10 protein-coding genes are annotated in these 17,729 nt (G+C 41.2%); 4 read left to right on the forward strand and 6 right to left on the reverse strand.

Features of this window, described 5'->3' with window-relative positions; all coding sequences use genetic code 11:
- The 4 genes from H4O18_RS13145 to H4O18_RS13160 form a co-directional block, all read right to left on the reverse strand.
- A partial coding sequence (locus H4O18_RS13145; protein ID WP_187585327.1) for a GIY-YIG nuclease family protein occupies positions 1-288 on the reverse strand: 288 nt, incomplete at its 3' end.
- A gap of 21 nt (positions 289-309) precedes the next feature.
- Complete coding sequence (locus H4O18_RS13150) at positions 310-648, reverse strand: GIY-YIG nuclease family protein (protein WP_187585329.1); 339 nt, start codon at positions 646-648, stop codon at positions 310-312.
- Positions 649-843: 195 nt separating this feature from the next.
- Positions 844-1,026: a GIY-YIG nuclease family protein gene (locus H4O18_RS22595; RefSeq protein ID WP_222942412.1), complete on the reverse strand. Its 183-nt coding sequence runs from the start codon at positions 1,024-1,026 to the stop codon at positions 844-846.
- Positions 1,027-1,163: 137 nt separating this feature from the next.
- On the reverse strand, positions 1,164-9,602 hold the full coding sequence (locus tag H4O18_RS13160) for a T9SS type B sorting domain-containing protein (protein ID WP_187585331.1): 8,439 nt from the start codon (positions 9,600-9,602) through the stop codon (positions 1,164-1,166).
- Between the two features lie 135 nt (positions 9,603-9,737).
- Between H4O18_RS13160 and H4O18_RS13165 the strand changes: the two genes are divergently transcribed.
- Together H4O18_RS13165 and H4O18_RS13170 are read left to right on the forward strand one after the other, a co-directional pair.
- Complete coding sequence (locus tag H4O18_RS13165; RefSeq protein WP_187585333.1) at positions 9,738-10,859, forward strand: PQQ-dependent sugar dehydrogenase; 1,122 nt, start codon at positions 9,738-9,740, stop codon at positions 10,857-10,859.
- A gap of 42 nt (positions 10,860-10,901) precedes the next feature.
- Positions 10,902-11,306, forward strand: coding sequence for a c-type cytochrome (locus H4O18_RS13170; protein ID WP_187585335.1), 405 nt, complete (start codon positions 10,902-10,904; stop codon positions 11,304-11,306).
- Between the two features lie 2 nt (positions 11,307-11,308).
- Here H4O18_RS13170 and H4O18_RS13175 read toward each other — a convergent pair whose 3' ends face one another.
- Positions 11,309-12,124, reverse strand: a complete 816-nt coding sequence (locus H4O18_RS13175) for an N-acetylmuramic acid 6-phosphate etherase (RefSeq protein WP_187585337.1) — start codon at positions 12,122-12,124, stop codon at positions 11,309-11,311.
- Between the two features lie 284 nt (positions 12,125-12,408).
- On the reverse strand, positions 12,409-13,158 hold the full coding sequence (locus tag H4O18_RS13180) for a DeoR/GlpR family DNA-binding transcription regulator (RefSeq protein ID WP_187585339.1): 750 nt from the start codon (positions 13,156-13,158) through the stop codon (positions 12,409-12,411).
- 189 nt (positions 13,159-13,347) lie between these two features.
- Here H4O18_RS13180 and H4O18_RS13185 point away from each other — a divergent pair, with 189 nt between their 5' ends.
- Entirely contained in the window at positions 13,348-16,323 is a 2,976-nt protein-coding gene (locus H4O18_RS13185; RefSeq protein WP_187585341.1) for a SusC/RagA family TonB-linked outer membrane protein, read from the forward strand.
- 16 nt (positions 16,324-16,339) lie between these two features.
- A complete protein-coding gene (locus H4O18_RS13190) occupies positions 16,340-17,683 on the forward strand; it encodes a RagB/SusD family nutrient uptake outer membrane protein (protein WP_187585343.1) in 1,344 nt (447 codons plus the stop codon).
- Positions 17,684-17,729: the final 46 nt, after the last annotated feature.

Consider the following 17,729-nt stretch of genomic DNA (forward strand, 5'->3'; position numbering starts at 1 on the left):
GGCCTTTGGCTTCGCAAGCCGGGCGAGACCTGCCACGCCATCGGCGTGGTACACCCCGAAATGGTCATCTATAAAACGTTTTGCTCCTCTTTTCTTTATACGTCGCTCCAAAATTAAGGCTTCCGAGCGAGAAAATACTTCCAGTTGCAAAACTAATTTCCAAGGGGCTCCACTCTTGGTAGAAGGAACAATCCCCAGGTTATGTCTCTTCAATCTTTTTATAATATCCGAAGTTTGACCTACGTAATATCTTGAACGTTTCTCGCTATATAAAATATAAACGAACATACACTATCTTTCTTAGGGTGGTCACGCCCAAAGCGTGACGACCTCCGCGTCCCAAACGCGGCGCGATAACAAGGCCTTTGGCTTCGCAAGCCGGGCGAGACCTGCCACGCCATCGGCGTGGTACACCCCGAAATGGTCATCTATAAAACGTTTTGCTCCTCTTTTCTTTATACGTCGCTCCAAAATTAAGGCTTCCGAGAGAGAAAATACTTCCAGTTGCAAAACTAATTTCCAAGGGGCTCCACTCTTGGTAGAAGGAACAATCCCCAGGTTATGTCTCTTCAATCTTTTTATAATATCCGAAGTCTGACCTACGTAATATCTTGAACGTTTCTCGCTATATAAAATATAAACGAACATACACTATCTTTCTTAGGGTGGTCACGCCCAAAGCGTGACGACCTCCGCGTCCCAAACGCGGCGCGATAACAATGCCTTTGGCTTCGCAAGCCGGGCGAGACCTGCCACGACATCGGCGTGGTAAACCCCGAAATGGTCATCTATAAAACGTTTTGCTCCTCTTTTCTTTATACGTCGCTCCAAAATTAAGGCTTCCTAGAGAGAAAATACTTCCAGTTGCAAAACTAATTTCCAAGGGGCTCCACTCTTGGTAGAAGGAACAATCCCCAGGTTATGTCTTTTCAATCTTTTTATAATATCCGAAGTCTGACCTACGTAATATCTTGAACGTTTCTCGCTATATAAAATATAAACGAAAAAGTACTCTCCTAAAAACAACTTAAAATGAAAAATATAGCTGTTTTTTCGGACTGCAAATATAGCATAATCCTTCTAAATAAAAAGTTATAGGGCATAAAAAAGGACACTAAAAATCTCAGTGCCCTTTTCATGGAAAAATACAGGTAATATTACTTCTATCTATAGAGCGTAAAATGCCCAAAAAATTGCTGTTTATCTTGATCATTGGCATTCACCTCATACCAATAGTCCCCTGAAGGAACTGCCTTGCCCTCATAATTACCATCCCATCCGGATACTTGGTTCAGAATCGCCACTACTCTACCATAACGGTCATAGATCTTAACTTCTAAATTCGGAAAATAATCCCTGTTTCCCGGATACCATTCATCATTCATATTATCCCCATTGGGCGTAAAGAAATTAGGAACCTCCAACATACCAGTGAACTTAAACGGTATGGTAATGCTTGCCTCGCACCCCATTTGATCTACCACTCTTACAGTAACATTGGTATCTTGATTGGATAAAAACACATTTACTGTTCCGTAGGAATCCCCTTGGAAAAAATACTCATAACCACCATAGCCTCCTGTGGCTGTGGCCGTTACCTCATTGGGACCAGTTTTTATTGCGGTCAAGGTCAAGGGCTCATAGGCCTCCACTGTGAAGTCAACAGTCGTTGCACATCCATTTTCATGGTAGATATAAACAGTATGGTCGCCTGCGCTCAAATCACCAAAAACAGTTTGTGTATTAGCCATGGTCATATCGTCAACGTCCAATGAAAATAATAATCTTGGCATTAAACTAGCATCCGTCATACGAATGGTGACCGTGCTATTGGGGAATATCCCCTCACAACCGTATTCCACCATCGGCTCAGAACTTAGGTCGACACCGATCATGATCGGAACCACTACGTTTGCCTCACAACCCATGGCATCCTGAATGAACACTACATAGGTCTCACCGCCCATTAAATTATCGAAAAACAAGGAATCATTTCTAACAAAAACTTCATCTCCAACAGAGTTTGGTCCAATAATTTTGGTCTCGTAATACTCTACTCCACTTAAGGTATCCAAAAATGGCGTTCCTCCCATCATGGTTAGCTGTGCCGAACCATCGGAAGCATTAATACAGGTTTCCGGGCTTGTATCCACATTGGCTACAACCAATTCTTCCGGTTCCAATATGGTCACTTCCTGTAATATATTACATCCCAATTCGTCCTGAACTATTATCTCGTAGGTCCCAGGTGGCAAATCTGTAAAGGTGAAAGAATTTGGATTCAATGGATCTTCACCCTCAAAAAATTCACTTAGGGTATCGGAAATAGAGAATCTAATTTTTCCCGTTCCGCCACTGGCTTCAATTATAACCTGACCATTTACATCCCCATAACAACTTACTGGAACCGATTCTAAACGATCCAATACCAATGGGTCTTTTGGTGTAATTAAAATTTCCCCAGAAATAGCTATACACCCTTGACTAGCAGCAAAAACGTAATATGAACCTGGAGGCAAATCCCTAAAAATACCTGAATTTTGAGGCCCTCTAACTATATCCGTGATAAGAGGAAATCTTGGTACGCCAGGTACTCCACTATCCAAAATATTATTTACCAGGGTATATATGTAATTCCCGACCCCTCCAAATGCCTCGGATCGAACAATACCAGTAGGCTGACCCGCACATTTAATATTGGCATCTACCAAATCCAAAGCTATAACCAGCGGTAAAGCTGGGTCGAGGTTAATCTCGTTGGACTTCTGCTCAGGACATCCATTTCCATTCTGTACATCGAACTGATAAGGACCTGGATTAACATTAACATCCGGTATAATGATTTCAACGGTAATAATACCTATCCCGCCGAATGAAACAAAGGGATCAGCGGTACCAGACCTGCGATAAAAATACTCCATTCCCGGTATAGGATTAACAATGGTAAGCTCCATTCTACCTTCGTCCCCACAACCAGGCGCCAATGTTTCCAATAAGTCGGCATCCACCGGAAGTGGGTCTTGGATAAATATAGGAAGCGTGGTAAAACTACATCCCCAACCGTCATAGACCACTATAGTATAATTTCCTGTAGGTAAGTTAGGGAACACCGCAGATTCTTGCAATCCACTTGTATTCAAAATATTACCTAATGTATCCAACCTATTCAATTGGAACAAATATTCCTCTCCATCACCATTGGTATCTTGACCGCCCGTTACATTATAGGCTTCAATTATTCCGTCATTCGATCCTGGACAAAGTAAAGGCTGTACTATTCTAATGTCCGCCGCAATGGGTACTGGTGGACTAATGGTAAAATCTTCCATTACCACACACCCACCGGCATCGCTTATACTTACCTGATAGGTGCCACTTATTAAATCACTGAACACATTATTTGTGGAAAAAGGTGCAATCATAAGGTAGACTCCAGGTGCAGTTTCCAACTCCAATTGGTATTCATAGCCTCCCCAGCCACCATCACCGGAAACCGTAATCTCACCCCTTCCTGGAATAAAACAGGTTACATCCGCAGTTTGAGCTGGTGTTGGATCCAAGGGTCTATCCGGTCCATGCACCGTAGTTGTATTACTAACAGTATCACAAAATGGACTATCCACTGCTTCTACGCGCACCAACAGGTTGCCCGCTGGTACTCCGGTTATTATTTCAGGGCTATTAATAGGGTTGGCCGTATCAAAACTACCGGTTACCCCAGTACTCGTCTCTACTCCGGCGGCATCACGGGAAAATACTTCGTAATTATAGACACCAGTATAATTATTGACTGCTATACTTATCTCGCCATCAGTTCCATTAAAACAGGTTACCGGCTTCACCTCGTTAATAACCGCCTCAATAAGATTATAATCGGGTACATTATAAGTAGGTGTAACATATAAACATCCGCCATTGGCAATATCCCTAACCGCAAAAATATAATCCCCAGGGGTGTCCAAATCCCAAATAAGCCTATCAGATCCACTGGTAAGACGTTCGGGCTGTGTTCCCAAAGGCAATATTTCCACTCCATAATCTCCCGGCCCTTGATTAATAATGATTTCCACTGTACTGGCCATTACACCAGATCCAGAAGCATCGCAAGTAATGGGAGTAAGTTCATTAAAACTAAAGGTTAATCCTGATGGAGGTGTTAAATTGACCGTATCCGTAACTTCACACCCATTATTATCCCGAATGGTGACGATTATAGTCTGTGGGCTACCATTATCTATAACCTCAAAGGTATTACTGCTCTGGAAATTGGTTCCATCAAACACGGCTGTTCCATCATTGATACTATAAGTATAGGGTCCTGTACCTGTCATCGTACCAGTACCATCAAGGTTGGTATCAGCATACGCCGTAATTATTGAAGTATTAAAGGTATTGCTGGCAGGGTTACATGTAAAGGGAGGGGCACTGGCCGCTCCAATTAGTTCCGTAGGTTCGGCTATAGTAGCAGGTACACGAGGTGATACACAGTTTCTGCTAGACACAACCTCAACCTGATAGGTATCGGCAGTTAGATTTTCGAAAATAGCATCGGCCTGACTCACAATCAAATTGTTGCCACTATCATATAAGTTATATACAAATGGTCCGTCAGTAGCGGTAGCATCGATCAAATCCACCGTTATACTGCCATCGACACTTCCAAAACAAGAAATATCTTCCTCAATTACGGTATCTATTATAGGTTGGTCTACCGAAATAATTTCTACTACGGCAGTATCCTCACACAACGGTGTCGTATTCGAGCTTCTATCCGTAACGGTTATGGTGTAATTACCTGGAGGTAAAGCAGTAAAAACTGGATCATCCGATTGACTCACCACGAAACCGGCTCCATCATCCAAAACATAATCAAAATCCCCACTACCTCCAGAAGTTACCACCGAAATGGTACCATCGGAATTGTTACAGGACGGCTCCGCCGTGGCACTGGCAGTTATAGAAAAGAAATCAAACACTTCAAAAGTATTGGTTTCAGTACACCCATTACCATCCCTAACCGTCATGGTATAAGTACCCGGATTGGGAACAGTGAAAAGGGGACTATCCTGAAATCCACTGCCCATATCGTATTGAAAAGTCGTCTCTGGGGCAGGTCCACTGTTTACTGGGCTCGTAACCTCAACATTATAAGAGGCAACCACAAAACATTGATTGGTAACATCAATAGTTGGTACTGCAACTCCTGGATCTTCTGAAATAGTTACTGTACTTAAAGAACTACAACTACTGGCATCCTGTACATAAACATCGTAATCCCCAGGTGCCAAATCATAGTCGGTTGTTGCTGAATAAGCTCCGACTGGAGTTGTGGTAGGAACCACAGAAAATTGGTAAGGTCCTGTGCCACCTACACCACGAACCACTAAATGTCCGTCTGGATCATTACAATTGGCATTGGTATTACTATCAATACTAACACTTGGGATATCCTGGCTAATAATAGCTTGGGCACTTGTAGTACAACCCGTCGGCACATCCTCTATTAAGACACGATAGTTGCCAGGAGGCAAATTTGTTATTTGTCCAGCATATGGTGTAGCCACATAAAGCGGTACCGTAATTGTGGTAGCAGGGGAAACAATGGCTCCTGTAGTCACATTAAATACCGAAATCTCTAACTGCGTACCAGTATATCCTTCAACCTCGTAATCAAATATTCCGTTACCCGCTACGTCACATGATGCTGAAGTCCCAGAAGCTGTTGCCGCCAAAGGATTGCTGGCATCACTAACAGGGGGTATTTCCTGTTGATAAATACAACCAGTTACCCTATCCCTAACTTCAACCGTATAGGCTACTCCGTAAATAATTCCATTTGTCGCATTACTAAAGGTATGGGAAGTTGCCCCAGATGCCATACTAAAATAGCCTGATGGGTCCCCCAACACCCTTATATCATATTCGCCCGAACCACCTGCAATGTTAACGGTATAGGTAAATCCATCCGCACTTGGATCACAGCTTGCCGGTACTGGTGGTGGCACAGGCGCTATAGTCAACCCTGTATGGCTCAAGGTAATCGCATCCCTATCTTCACAACCGGATACATCCCTTGTAATTACCGTGTATTCTCCTTCTGGTAAATTGGTGAAACTATGGGTATCACTAGCAGTATTTACAACCGGACCAACCACGTTTCCGTTTACATCCAATAAAGTATATGTATAAGGAGCAACACCATTGGTATTTCCTGTTACATCAATGCTTCCAGTAACAACGCCCGCGGCACAAGTAGCATCATTTGGTACAACCGTGGCATCCACACCTGCTGCTGGTGGACCTACCGTAAAATCAACATCAACAGAACAACCTCTGCTATCCCTAACATAATAAGTGTAATTCCCAGGAGGAAGATTCCCGTATACGGCTTGACTTGTATAAGTAGAACCATCTATACTATAAGCATAAGGTGCTACTCCTACTGTAGTATCCGGTACCAAGCGCACTACTCCGGTATTGGGGTCTCCACAACGCGGGTCCGTAACATCTGCCGAGGCTACGATGGGGTCGGTCGCACTAATAGTAACCACGTTGGTTTCCACAACACAACCATTTCCGTCCGTAATCTGAAACTGATAAGTACCAGGATTTGGAGTGGTATAGACAAAACTACTACCGGCTATAGGCGTAGTTGGTCCATATCCTCCTCCATTAAAATCAACAGCATAATTGGCGTAAGGTGGGTTCCCATTACCAATATTAACTCGAATATCCGCATCTCCTGCACCCGGCACCAAGCTACAGGTAAGTTCTTTTTGTATACTAACAGTGGAGGTTGTCTGTGCCCTTATGTTCCTAACTATATCATCTATACAGTTATTGCCATCCCTAACCTGAACCGTGTGGTTGCCGGGATTAAGACCACCAAAGGTAGCACTGGCTCCTCCGGCTACCCAAGCACCATTATCTATTCGATATTCATAATTCCCATCTCCCCCACTGGCATTGACTACCATGGTAGTGGCATTGGAACTATCAAAACAGAAATCGGAGGCCGCGGTATCCAATACCAAAGTTGGAGCCGTTAAAGCTGTAAACGTATAACTTGCGGAAGCAGTACAGCCGCCACCGTCTTCTACCATAATAGTGTATGCTCCAGAATCATCTGTTAAACCAGTGAAATTTGGATTGGTCCTTGGTCCTACAGTACTTCCATTGGGTCTGGTTAAGGTATATTTATAACTATCCCATCCACCGGAAGCATTCCCATTTACAGCACCTCTATTGTTATTCTGACAACTCATATCTGTCCAGATAGGAGCTATGGATAATGAAGTTACCGGTTCAGCAATGGTCAAGGTAGCTGTGTCAACACAATTGGTATCTTCATCCGTAACCGTAATGGTATAGGAACCTGCAGCTAATCCAGCTACAGCAACAATATTGGAAGTTTGGCCCGTAACCACTGGATTCGCATCAATCTGATACCTATAAGTACCACTAAATCCGTCAACGATAAAGCGGCCTGCCCCATCGCTATCGCCAAAACAAGTTACATTAGTGAGTAACTGGCTGGTAACTCCAATGGAGCTAATATCGGTTATGGCAAAACTTTCTGTATAGCTACAGCCAGCAGAATCGGTAACCCTAAAGGTATAACTACCAAGACCCAAGCCCGTAAAAGTGTTGGAACCCCCATTATTAACGCTGCTAGGTGCTATTATTTCATAAGTACTTATGGCCGCTCCACCAGTTACCACCAAGGAAACGGAAGCTGTACCGGTTGCACAATCTATACTTGATACCGTAAAATCGATATCTGTTGGTTTGTTCAATGGATTAAACACAATAGCTGGTAAGGTGGTAACACAGCCGTTGGCATCACGTATTTGCGGAGAATAGGTTCCTGCAGAAATACCGTTAAACACGGTATTGTTAAGAATGAAACCGGACCCAATACTATATTCGTATGGACCTACACCACCACTAACTCCTGAAAAGGTAATCTGGCCCCCACTTTCGTTTAAGCAACTTGGGGTCTGAGTAGCGTTGGCATTTCCTAAAATAGTGGATGGGGTACCTATTGATCTACTGACCGCTGGAGTGGTACAAGAAAAGGTGTCCTGTTGATATCTAATTGCCACATCGTAATTACCTGGTGCTAAATTGGAAAAAACATTACTGTTCTGAAAAGTACTACCATTATTAATACTGTATTCCAAGTTGTAACCATTACTATTGGTTACATTAACCGTAATACTTCCGTTATTAGAACCCCCACAATTAGCATCAACCGTGCTAATATTATACACTGGAGGTGGAATATTCTCAACATCTACCGCCGCATTTTTAGTACATCCATTGGCATCCCTTACCACTATATTATAGGTACCAGGACTACTCACCGTATGCGTGGTGGAATTTGCGAAACTCCCCCCGAAGGCCCCTCCATTTACGTTATATTGATATGGACCCGTACCCCCGCTGGCATCTATGGTAATATCCACAGAAGTGGCCCCGCAACCAAAACTATCGGTCGCAAATGCCGTAGCATCTACAGGAACAAGTCCAGCTCCTATAGTAATAGGATTCCCATTAATGGTACTAATAGTTTGTGTACAACTACTACCAGCCTGAACCGATACCGAATAGGTACCAGCTCCAAGATTGTTAAAGGTATGGGTATTTGAACCATTGGGACCATAGGTGTTCATGGTAACTCCATTCCTAATTAACCTATAACTATAAAATCCGGGTACTCCAGAAATGTTAATGCTAATACTACCCTTGTCCCCGCTACAGGTGATATCTACCTTGGAAACCACCACAGTCATATCAACCTCACTTATGGTTACAGTTTGCGATGGAAAAACACAGGCACTAGGGGAGGCATTCTTTAATCTGGTATATACTTGATAATTACCGGGAGTGAATATATCAAAATACGGGTTGTCCTGATAGGGTCCTGCCGCGGAATTAAGACTGTATTCATACCCTGAAGGAACATTGGTAACCTCTACCCTTCCCGGGTTACCACAAATAATATTCTGGGTACTAAGCTGTGGATTCAATGGATTTGAAGAAACCCTAAAATAATAAAAGGCCCCAGACCCTACCCTAACGCGATATTCCCCCGCAACGGAGGGATCACTGGCGTCAAGAAAATAAGTTGCACTTGTTACCGCCGGTCCATAACAACTATTATCCTTCACAGGACATGTGTCTGTCCCCACAAACGGACAGCTTGCAGAAAGCTTCTGCCAAGTTATAGTGCCAGATCCACTAACCGAAATAGTTCTATCATCGCCTGTTCCGCAAAGGAAAAACTTGGCCAAGGTACTACCATCATTGGTACATGTTACCTCTTCATTGGCCCCATTGATGATCGTAGCGAACATCATTGGACTGGAAACGGCATCAACTTTAACCTCTTCTAAAATATTAGTGGGAACGTTATCCAGTAGGTTACTTTCTTTGGCCTGAAGATCAAGTAATTCGGTCGAAGTTATATTTTCAACCGCAGAACCAACATCAGCAATAAACTCGTAAACTATTGGGTTTGCCTTCGATACACTAAACACAATGCTTAGGGCTATCAAAAGTAGGGCATAATATACATGCCTTGGTTTTTTTGGGAGCATAGGTTAAGTAGGTTTTACAAAATATATTCGGACTTGGGGAAATCAAAGTATATTTTTAGTGTAATAGTTTAAACTTATATTTTATATTTATCTTTAGCGTTCTTAGCTACATTATTAATTATTTAACGTTGAATTATGAAAAATAGTATCCCAATTATATTCGTCGCCTTATTGTCGCTAAATTTATCATGCGCACAACAAACTGAAAATGAGGTAAATACATCCGACAATCCGCCTTTTACTGCTGAACTAATAATCGATGAACTGCAAACTCCATGGGGATTTACCTTCCTTCCGGATGGCAGTATGCTCATCACCGAAAAGGCAGGTCAATTAATCCATTTCAAGGATGGCAAAAAAAATATAGTTAATAATTCCCCGGCTGTGTATAACAGAGGCCAAGGTGGACTTCTGGATGTAGTTTTACATCCCGATTACACCACTAATGGATGGATCTATATATCTTATGCTTCTGAGGACGGTGATGATAAGGGCGGAAATACGGCCATTATCAGGGCAAAACTAAACAACAACAGCCTTACGGATATCCAGTTGCTGTATAAAGCGACTCCTAACACTACAGGTGGCAATCACTTTGGTTCTCGGATTGCTTTTGATGACAAGGGCTATTTATTCTTTTCCATAGGGGAACGTGGAGAAAGGGACGTTAACCCGCAAGATATTACCAGGGATGGCGGAAAAATATACCGTATAAATGCAGACGGGAGTATTCCATCAGACAACCCTTTTGTAAACACCGACGGTGCAAAAACTGCCATATATAGTTATGGACATAGAAATCCACAAGGTTTAGTTAAAAACCCTATGACCGGTGAAATTTGGGATAACGAACATGGCCCACAGGGAGGTGATGAAATAAACATTATTGAAAAAGGAAAGAATTATGGTTGGCCAGTAATCACTTATGGTATCAATTATAGTGGTACCCCAATTACGGACAAGACCGAAATGGAAGGTATGGAGCAACCAATACATTACTGGGTACCATCCATAGCACCCAGTGGAATGGCTTTTGTAACTTCTGACAAATATCCGGATTGGAAAGGCAATTTATTGATAGGTTCTTTAAAATTTCAATATTTGGAGCGATTGGAACTCAAGGGCAATAAGGTTGTTTACCGAGAAAAACTGATGCCCGAGATAGGACGTGTTCGCGATGTAAGACAAGCTCCGGACGGTTATATTTATGTGGCGGTGGAAGGTAAAGGAATATATAAATTGATACCTAAAAAATAAATATCCATATTCCTTACCATAAACATCTAAAAAAAGTAAAATATGAAGCTTTTGCTGTTAACTTATATTTCATCCATTCTCTTATTGTCTATATTTATATTCCAAGACAAAGAACTGGAAGAAAGTATTAACCGAGGCAAGGACATCTATACTGACTTTTGCGTTACATGTCATATGACTAATGGAGAGGGTGTTGAAAAAACCTTCCCTCCCTTAGCCAAATCTGATTATTTGTTAAAGAAAAGAGTTGAAAGTATTCGGGGCATAAAATATGGCCAGCAGGGGGAAATCATAGTCAATGGAGTTACCTACAACAACACTATGGCGTCTATGGGACTCTATGACGACGAAATAGCCGATGTAATGAATTATATCCTTAACTCTTGGGGCAATAAAAGTTCAAAAATGGTTACTCCAGATGAAGTTGCTGCCATAACCAAAGAATAACTCTAAGCTTTTCGGGCATCTATTGCATTTTTAACCGAACCGTATTTCTTCAATAATTTTTCTGCCTCGGTATAATCAATTTTCAGTTCTTCTACCAAATATCGGGTTCCGCGATCCACCAATTTTTCATTGGTAAGCTGCATATTCACCATTTTATTACCTTTTACCCTGCCAATTCTTATCATTAGAGCGGTGGATATCATATTAAGGACCAATTTTTGTGAAGTTCCGCTTTTCATCCTCGTGCTTCCCGTAAGAAATTCCGGGCCTACATTTACGGCTATAGGAATCTCCACGGCCTGCGTTAAGGGAGAACCAGGATTGTTGGTAATACATGCCGTTAACAATCCATGTGCGGCAGCTTCTTTTACCCCACCAATTACATAAGGCGTTGTTCCAGATGCAGCTATACCAACTACGGTATCGTTTTTTGTAATATCAAAAGCCTCCAAATCCTTCCAAGCCTGTGCAGTGTCATCCTCGGCATTTTCAACAGCCTTTCTGATTGCTATATCTCCACCAGCGATCAATCCTATGACATGATCGTGAGACAAACCAAAAGTGGGCGGTATTTCTGAAGCATCCAAAATACCTAACCGGCCACTGGTTCCAGCTCCAATATAAAATAGCCTGCCACCCTTATCGAACCTTTCTTTCAAAGCATCCACCAATTTAGTCACCTCTGGAATGACCAGGGCTACTGCATCCGCAATTAATTGATCCTCCTTATTCATATTAGTAAGGATGGTATTGGTATCCATCAATTCCAGGTCTGTATAATTTGATGGCAATTCGGTTATCTTTTTATAATCTTGCATAGTTTATGGATGGTATTTGGTCTTTAAAAGGTTATTAACAGGCTTTAGATTAAAATTGGGTTATTCAACTCAACGTACTCAGTTCTCAATCCCAATTCAGTTTTGCTTTTCTTTAGAAATTTTTAAATCGCAATAAATTCTGTTTCACAAAACAAAGAATACTTTTTAGAATAATGGCAAACTTAGGAAATTTTAATTTTTAACATTCCTTCAACAGTGGTAATACATTTAAGGAAAACGGACAATTCTAACATAGCTGTAGTCTTTTGATATAAAATAGGTTTTTAAAGTAATTTTAAATTTACTTCCCTAAAGGCGCTTAATTTATCATCCTCTGGTTCCAGTTCTGTTATTAAAACATCTATTTTGTCCAGGTCACATATTTTGAAGCGCTGCGTGGAATTCAACTTCTCCGAAATTGAAGGAGCAACTATTTTTTTGGAAGCCTGTATCATAGCCTTTTTTATTTGCACAATGTCCCAATCAAAGTCGGTTAAACCATTATTCACATCGATAGAGTTTATTCCTAAAAAACAGATATCAACCTTAATATCATTCAACATATTAATGGCGCAACCGCCAATGGCGATTTGTGAATCTTTCGACAATTTTCCCCCTATCAATATCACATCCACTTCTGCTTTGGACATTAATTGAACTGCAACAGGTAAGCTGGGAGTAAAACATGTAATTTTCAAATTGGGAGGAATCATTCTTGCAATTTCCATATTGGTAGTTCCTCCACTTATTAGTATAACCTGGCCACTCTTTATTAAAGTTATTGCCTTTCTGGCAATCCGTGACTTATTTTCCAGTGCATAAATCTCTTGATTTTCAAGTTGGTAATTGTTAAACCCCAATGAAATGGCACCTCCGTGTACCTTCTTTAATTTCTTGGCAACACTTAGCTCCGTTATATCCCGGCGTATGGTATCTACAGATACACTTAAAAGCTCGGCAATATCCGTAAACAAAACCCTATTATGGATTCTAACCTCATTCAAGATTACCTGTTGTCTCTCGGCTTTCAACATAAAATTGTCAATATAATATTTACACAATATCAGCAAAATACTGCAAACAAGCCTTATATGGCCAATATTTATTTAAATTACTGCAATATATTGCAAATAATTGCAACTTTTGCAGTTTTTTGCATATTTTTGAAATTATCAATTTTACTATTTCTAATTTACTTTACTAAAAATTAACTCCAAAAGTCGATGAAAAAATTTCAAACAATTAGGGGAAAATTGCCAAGCCAATTATTTTTATGGCTCTTGCTGGTAATGAGTACAAACGTATTTGGGCAGCAATCCCCAATTACAATTAGTGGAAACATTACAGAAAGGGGATCTGGAATACCAATAGCTGGCGCTTCGGTATTTATTGAAAACTCCTCTTTCGGAGCGGTTTCAGATTTTGATGGCAATTACAGCTTTAAGGCGACTCTAGAAAACAAGGATTATGTTTTGATCGCCAGCTATCTTGGGTTTAGCACTCAAAAAACTACTATAAGCGGTTCAGCTGGAGATATTACTAAGGATATTCTTTTAGCGGAAGACCTTCTGAGCTTGGACGAAGTTGTTGTAACAGGTACAGGTTCCGGAGCGAATAAAAGGTCACTGGGAAATGCCATATCCTCTGTAAAATCGGAAGATTTGACCAATAACGGTGCTACGCAGGTAGACCAGGCCATTGCCGGTAAAGTTTCCGGGGCCTTGGTGCAGCAGAATTCAGGTGATCCCGCAGGAGGTATTAGCATTAGACTTAGAGGTCCTAGTACCATTGCCGGTAGTTCTGACCCACTTTACATTGTGGATGGTATTATCATCAGCAACTCTAGTAATGAACTAATAGATTTGGGAGGAAATTCTCAGAATAGATTGGCTGACCTAAACCCTAATGATATCGAAAAAATAGAAATTATCAAGGGTGCAGCTGCAGCAGCGATATACGGGTCAAGGGCCAGCAACGGGGTCGTGCAAATTTTTACTAAAAAAGGAAAGAGCGGAGAACCTAAGTTTACATTTATGACTAACATAAGGCTTAACGAGCTTAGAAAAAAAATCGATTACAATACAGTTCCATTAGCCTGGGAAGTTGCCACCGACAGAAACAATTTGGCGACTGTTGCTGTGGAGCGCTATGATTTACAAGATGTCATATTCGACACCGGTTTTGGATTGGAGAATTACTTTTCTGTAAACGGAGGAACCGAAAAAACTTCCTATTTTCTTTCGGCCTCACATTTGGATAATGAGGGAATTGTAAACAATACGGACTTTAAACGATACGGATTTAAAGCAAACATTACTCAAAAAGCATTTGATTGGTTGGATATCACCGGAGGATTTAACTATGTAAGAAGTATCAGTAACGATGTTCCCAATGGAGGAATCAATTCTGCCTATGGAGCAATTACAGGATTTTTGTTCAGTGATAACTCTATAGACCCAACCCCTGATGCATCAGGAGTTTACCCTGTAACTTCTCCATTAGTGGCCAGAACCAACCCATTGGAAGCTGTGGACAGATTTGATTTTGGACAAAAAACAAATCGCTTCATCACTAGTATTGCCTTGGATAGTAAGTTTAATGAACACCTTTCCGCAAAATACACCTTAGGGATGGATTATTACAACCAATCTGCTTTTGCCTTTATACCCATCAACAACACTTCAACCTTACCTGATGGATTTGCTAGAAGATCGGATTTAAACAGTTTTCAGTATAATAGCGACCTAAATGTTACTTACAGGACCGATATTTCGGAAAGTGTAAACTCAATTACCACTGCCGGAGGTTCGTGGCAATATGAAGAAAGAGACAGAGTTGGCATTAGCGCAACTGGACTTCCACCCGTAGTGCAGACTGCAACAGGAGGTAGTTTATTGGAACAAGGTGAATCAAGGTCTCAGATTTCATACTGGGGCGCATTTCTACAACAGTCTTTTTCCTTCATGGACAAAATTTATATAAACGGGGCTGTAAGAATGGACGGGGCTTCAACCTTTGGTAAGGATGAACGCAATCAGCTTTATTTCAAAGCAAGTGCCTCCTACGTTATGTCAGATGAGGAATTTTGGAAAGAAGCTTTTTCCGACTCCTTTAACTCCTTTAAACTAAGGACTTCATGGGGACAGGCGGGTAACCTTACAGCATTGGGAGCATTTGATAGGTTTTCAGTTTACAACCCATCAGCTATAGGTGGGGCAGTAAGCCTTATACCTTCGACCGCTCAAGGAAATGAAAACTTAAAACCCGAAAGACAGGATGAAATTGAATTAGGTTTTGACGCCGGTTTTCTTAACAATAGATTGGGCTTGGAATTCTCCTATTATCATCAAAAAGTAACGGATCTTTTGCTGCCAAGAGTTCTGGCACCATCAAGTGGGTATAGCTCAAGATTCGAAAACGTTGGTAACCTTGAGAACAAAGGTGTTGAATTTCTACTTAGGGCTGCACCAGTGAAAAATGAAAATTTTACATGGGACGTAACAGCTTCTTTCTCTAAAAATAAAAATGAAGTTACCAATGTAGCTGGAGGAGGACGACTTACCCTTGATGGAAGTTTCTCTACCAATTATGTTATTGAAGGTGAGCCATTAGGTGTTTTTTACAGACAATTTTATGCGAGAAATGAAGATGGTACTATTGCTTTGGATGCAGATGGCTACCCGTTTAGAGGGACTACAGAAGATGGTGAATCTTCAAAAGTACTTGGTGACCCAAATCCAGATTGGTTTGGTTCCCTGATCAACGAAATCTCCTATAAGGATTTTTCTTTAAGAGTTCAATTTGATGCCGTACAAGGCTATGAAGTGTTCAACTGGAACCGTAGATTATTGGATAATGTATTATTTGGCGGTGGTTATAATGTAGGTCAAGAATTGTTGGGCAATCTTCCCAAAGGTTATGGTGGGGCTCAAGCCAATATCTTTGAAGAATTTGTAGAAGACGGATCATTCGTTAAGTTAAGGGAAGTAAGTCTTAGCTATAACCTGACACCAAAATGGGATTTCATAGACAATATAGAACTGAGCTTGGTAGGTAGGAACCTTGTTTCATGGGACAATTACTCAGGATGGGATCCAGAAGTAAGTGCTGCCGGACAGAGCAACGGAGTTAGAGGATTTGATTTCGCCACTGTTCCTATCCCAAAAACCTATCAATTTGGAGTAAATGTTAGTTTCTAAACTTAAAAAAACAACGATGAAAAAATATATAAATTTTAAAACAAAGGCTATTACATTACTGATGACCGTGGTTGCGATATCATCTTGCGAAACCGATTTTGACAACCCTAACGCCGCTACGGACGATCAGGTTTTTTCTTCTAGGGAAGGTATTCTGGCAGCTACCATAGGAATGCAACAATTGTATTCAACAACAGGTTTAAGATGGATTGTGGAAACACCCGCGGTCACTACAAGGGAGGCAGGTATTACCACTACCTTTCAGAATATGATCGATCTTGAAGATGGTGGAGACATTCCTAATTCTACCTCCAACATAGTCGGGCTTTGGTCCACCATGCTTCGGGTTATGTCTATTTCCGAGGATATCGCCAAAAACGCACCTGATTTAAATATAAACGAAGGCACCAAAAGTGGTTTGGTAGCTTACGCCAATTTGTTTAAGGCAATGGCGATTGGTAGTATGGCTCAAAATTACGAGCAAGCCATTGTTAATATTAGTCAAGATGGGGATGCAACATTCGTATCCAGGACAGAAGCATTCAATACTGCAGTTGCCCTTATCAATGAAGCTCAGAACTTAATTTCGTCCAATCCAATATCCGATGAGTTCAGTTCTGAGATATTGAGAGGAAACATAGATTTGGAAAATACCCTACAGGCTATGTCTGCAAGGTATAATCTATTTGCGGGGAATTATGATGCGGCAATAACAGCCGCCACTTCAGTAGATCTAACTGCTACATCGGTCTTTACCTATGATTCGCAAAATCTAAATCCAGTATGGAGCAGAGTTTTTCAAAACGGTGTTCCCAATTTTAAACCAAGGGATAATTTTGGACTGCCCAATTCTTTTACAATTGACCCTGCCGACGGGCGAGTAGATTTCTACTTGGTTCCCTTGGATGAATTGAACATAAATCAATTGCCTATTGAAGACCTTGCTGGATTCTTTGACGAAGAAAGTGGCACAGAATCGATCCCAGTATACCTGACGGACGAGATGAACCTCATTATTGCAGAGGCCAATCTTAGGAAAAATTCAGCTGATATTTCTGCAGCCGTAACAGCTATAAACAATGTTAGAACAGACAATGATGATGTCTTTGGCGTAAATGCCAATATTTCTGCATATTCTGGTGATTTGTCTGTTGATGCACTATTGGACGAGGTATACCTTAACCGCAGGTTGGAGTTGTTCTTAACTGGAACTAGCCTGGAGGACAGTAGAAGGTTTGGACGTCCTGAACCCAGTACTAGTGCCAAGGTATTTACTGATGAAAGGAATAGAAACTTCTATCCTTACCCCAACACAGAAAGGGACAATAACAGCAATACCCCTGCCGACCCATCAATTTAATGGAAATATTGTTATAGTTTACAAAAGGCCTACATTTATGATTAAA

The organism is Arenibacter arenosicollis (assembly GCF_014397245.1).
GTDB classification, from domain to species: domain Bacteria; phylum Bacteroidota; class Bacteroidia; order Flavobacteriales; family Flavobacteriaceae; genus Arenibacter; species Arenibacter arenosicollis.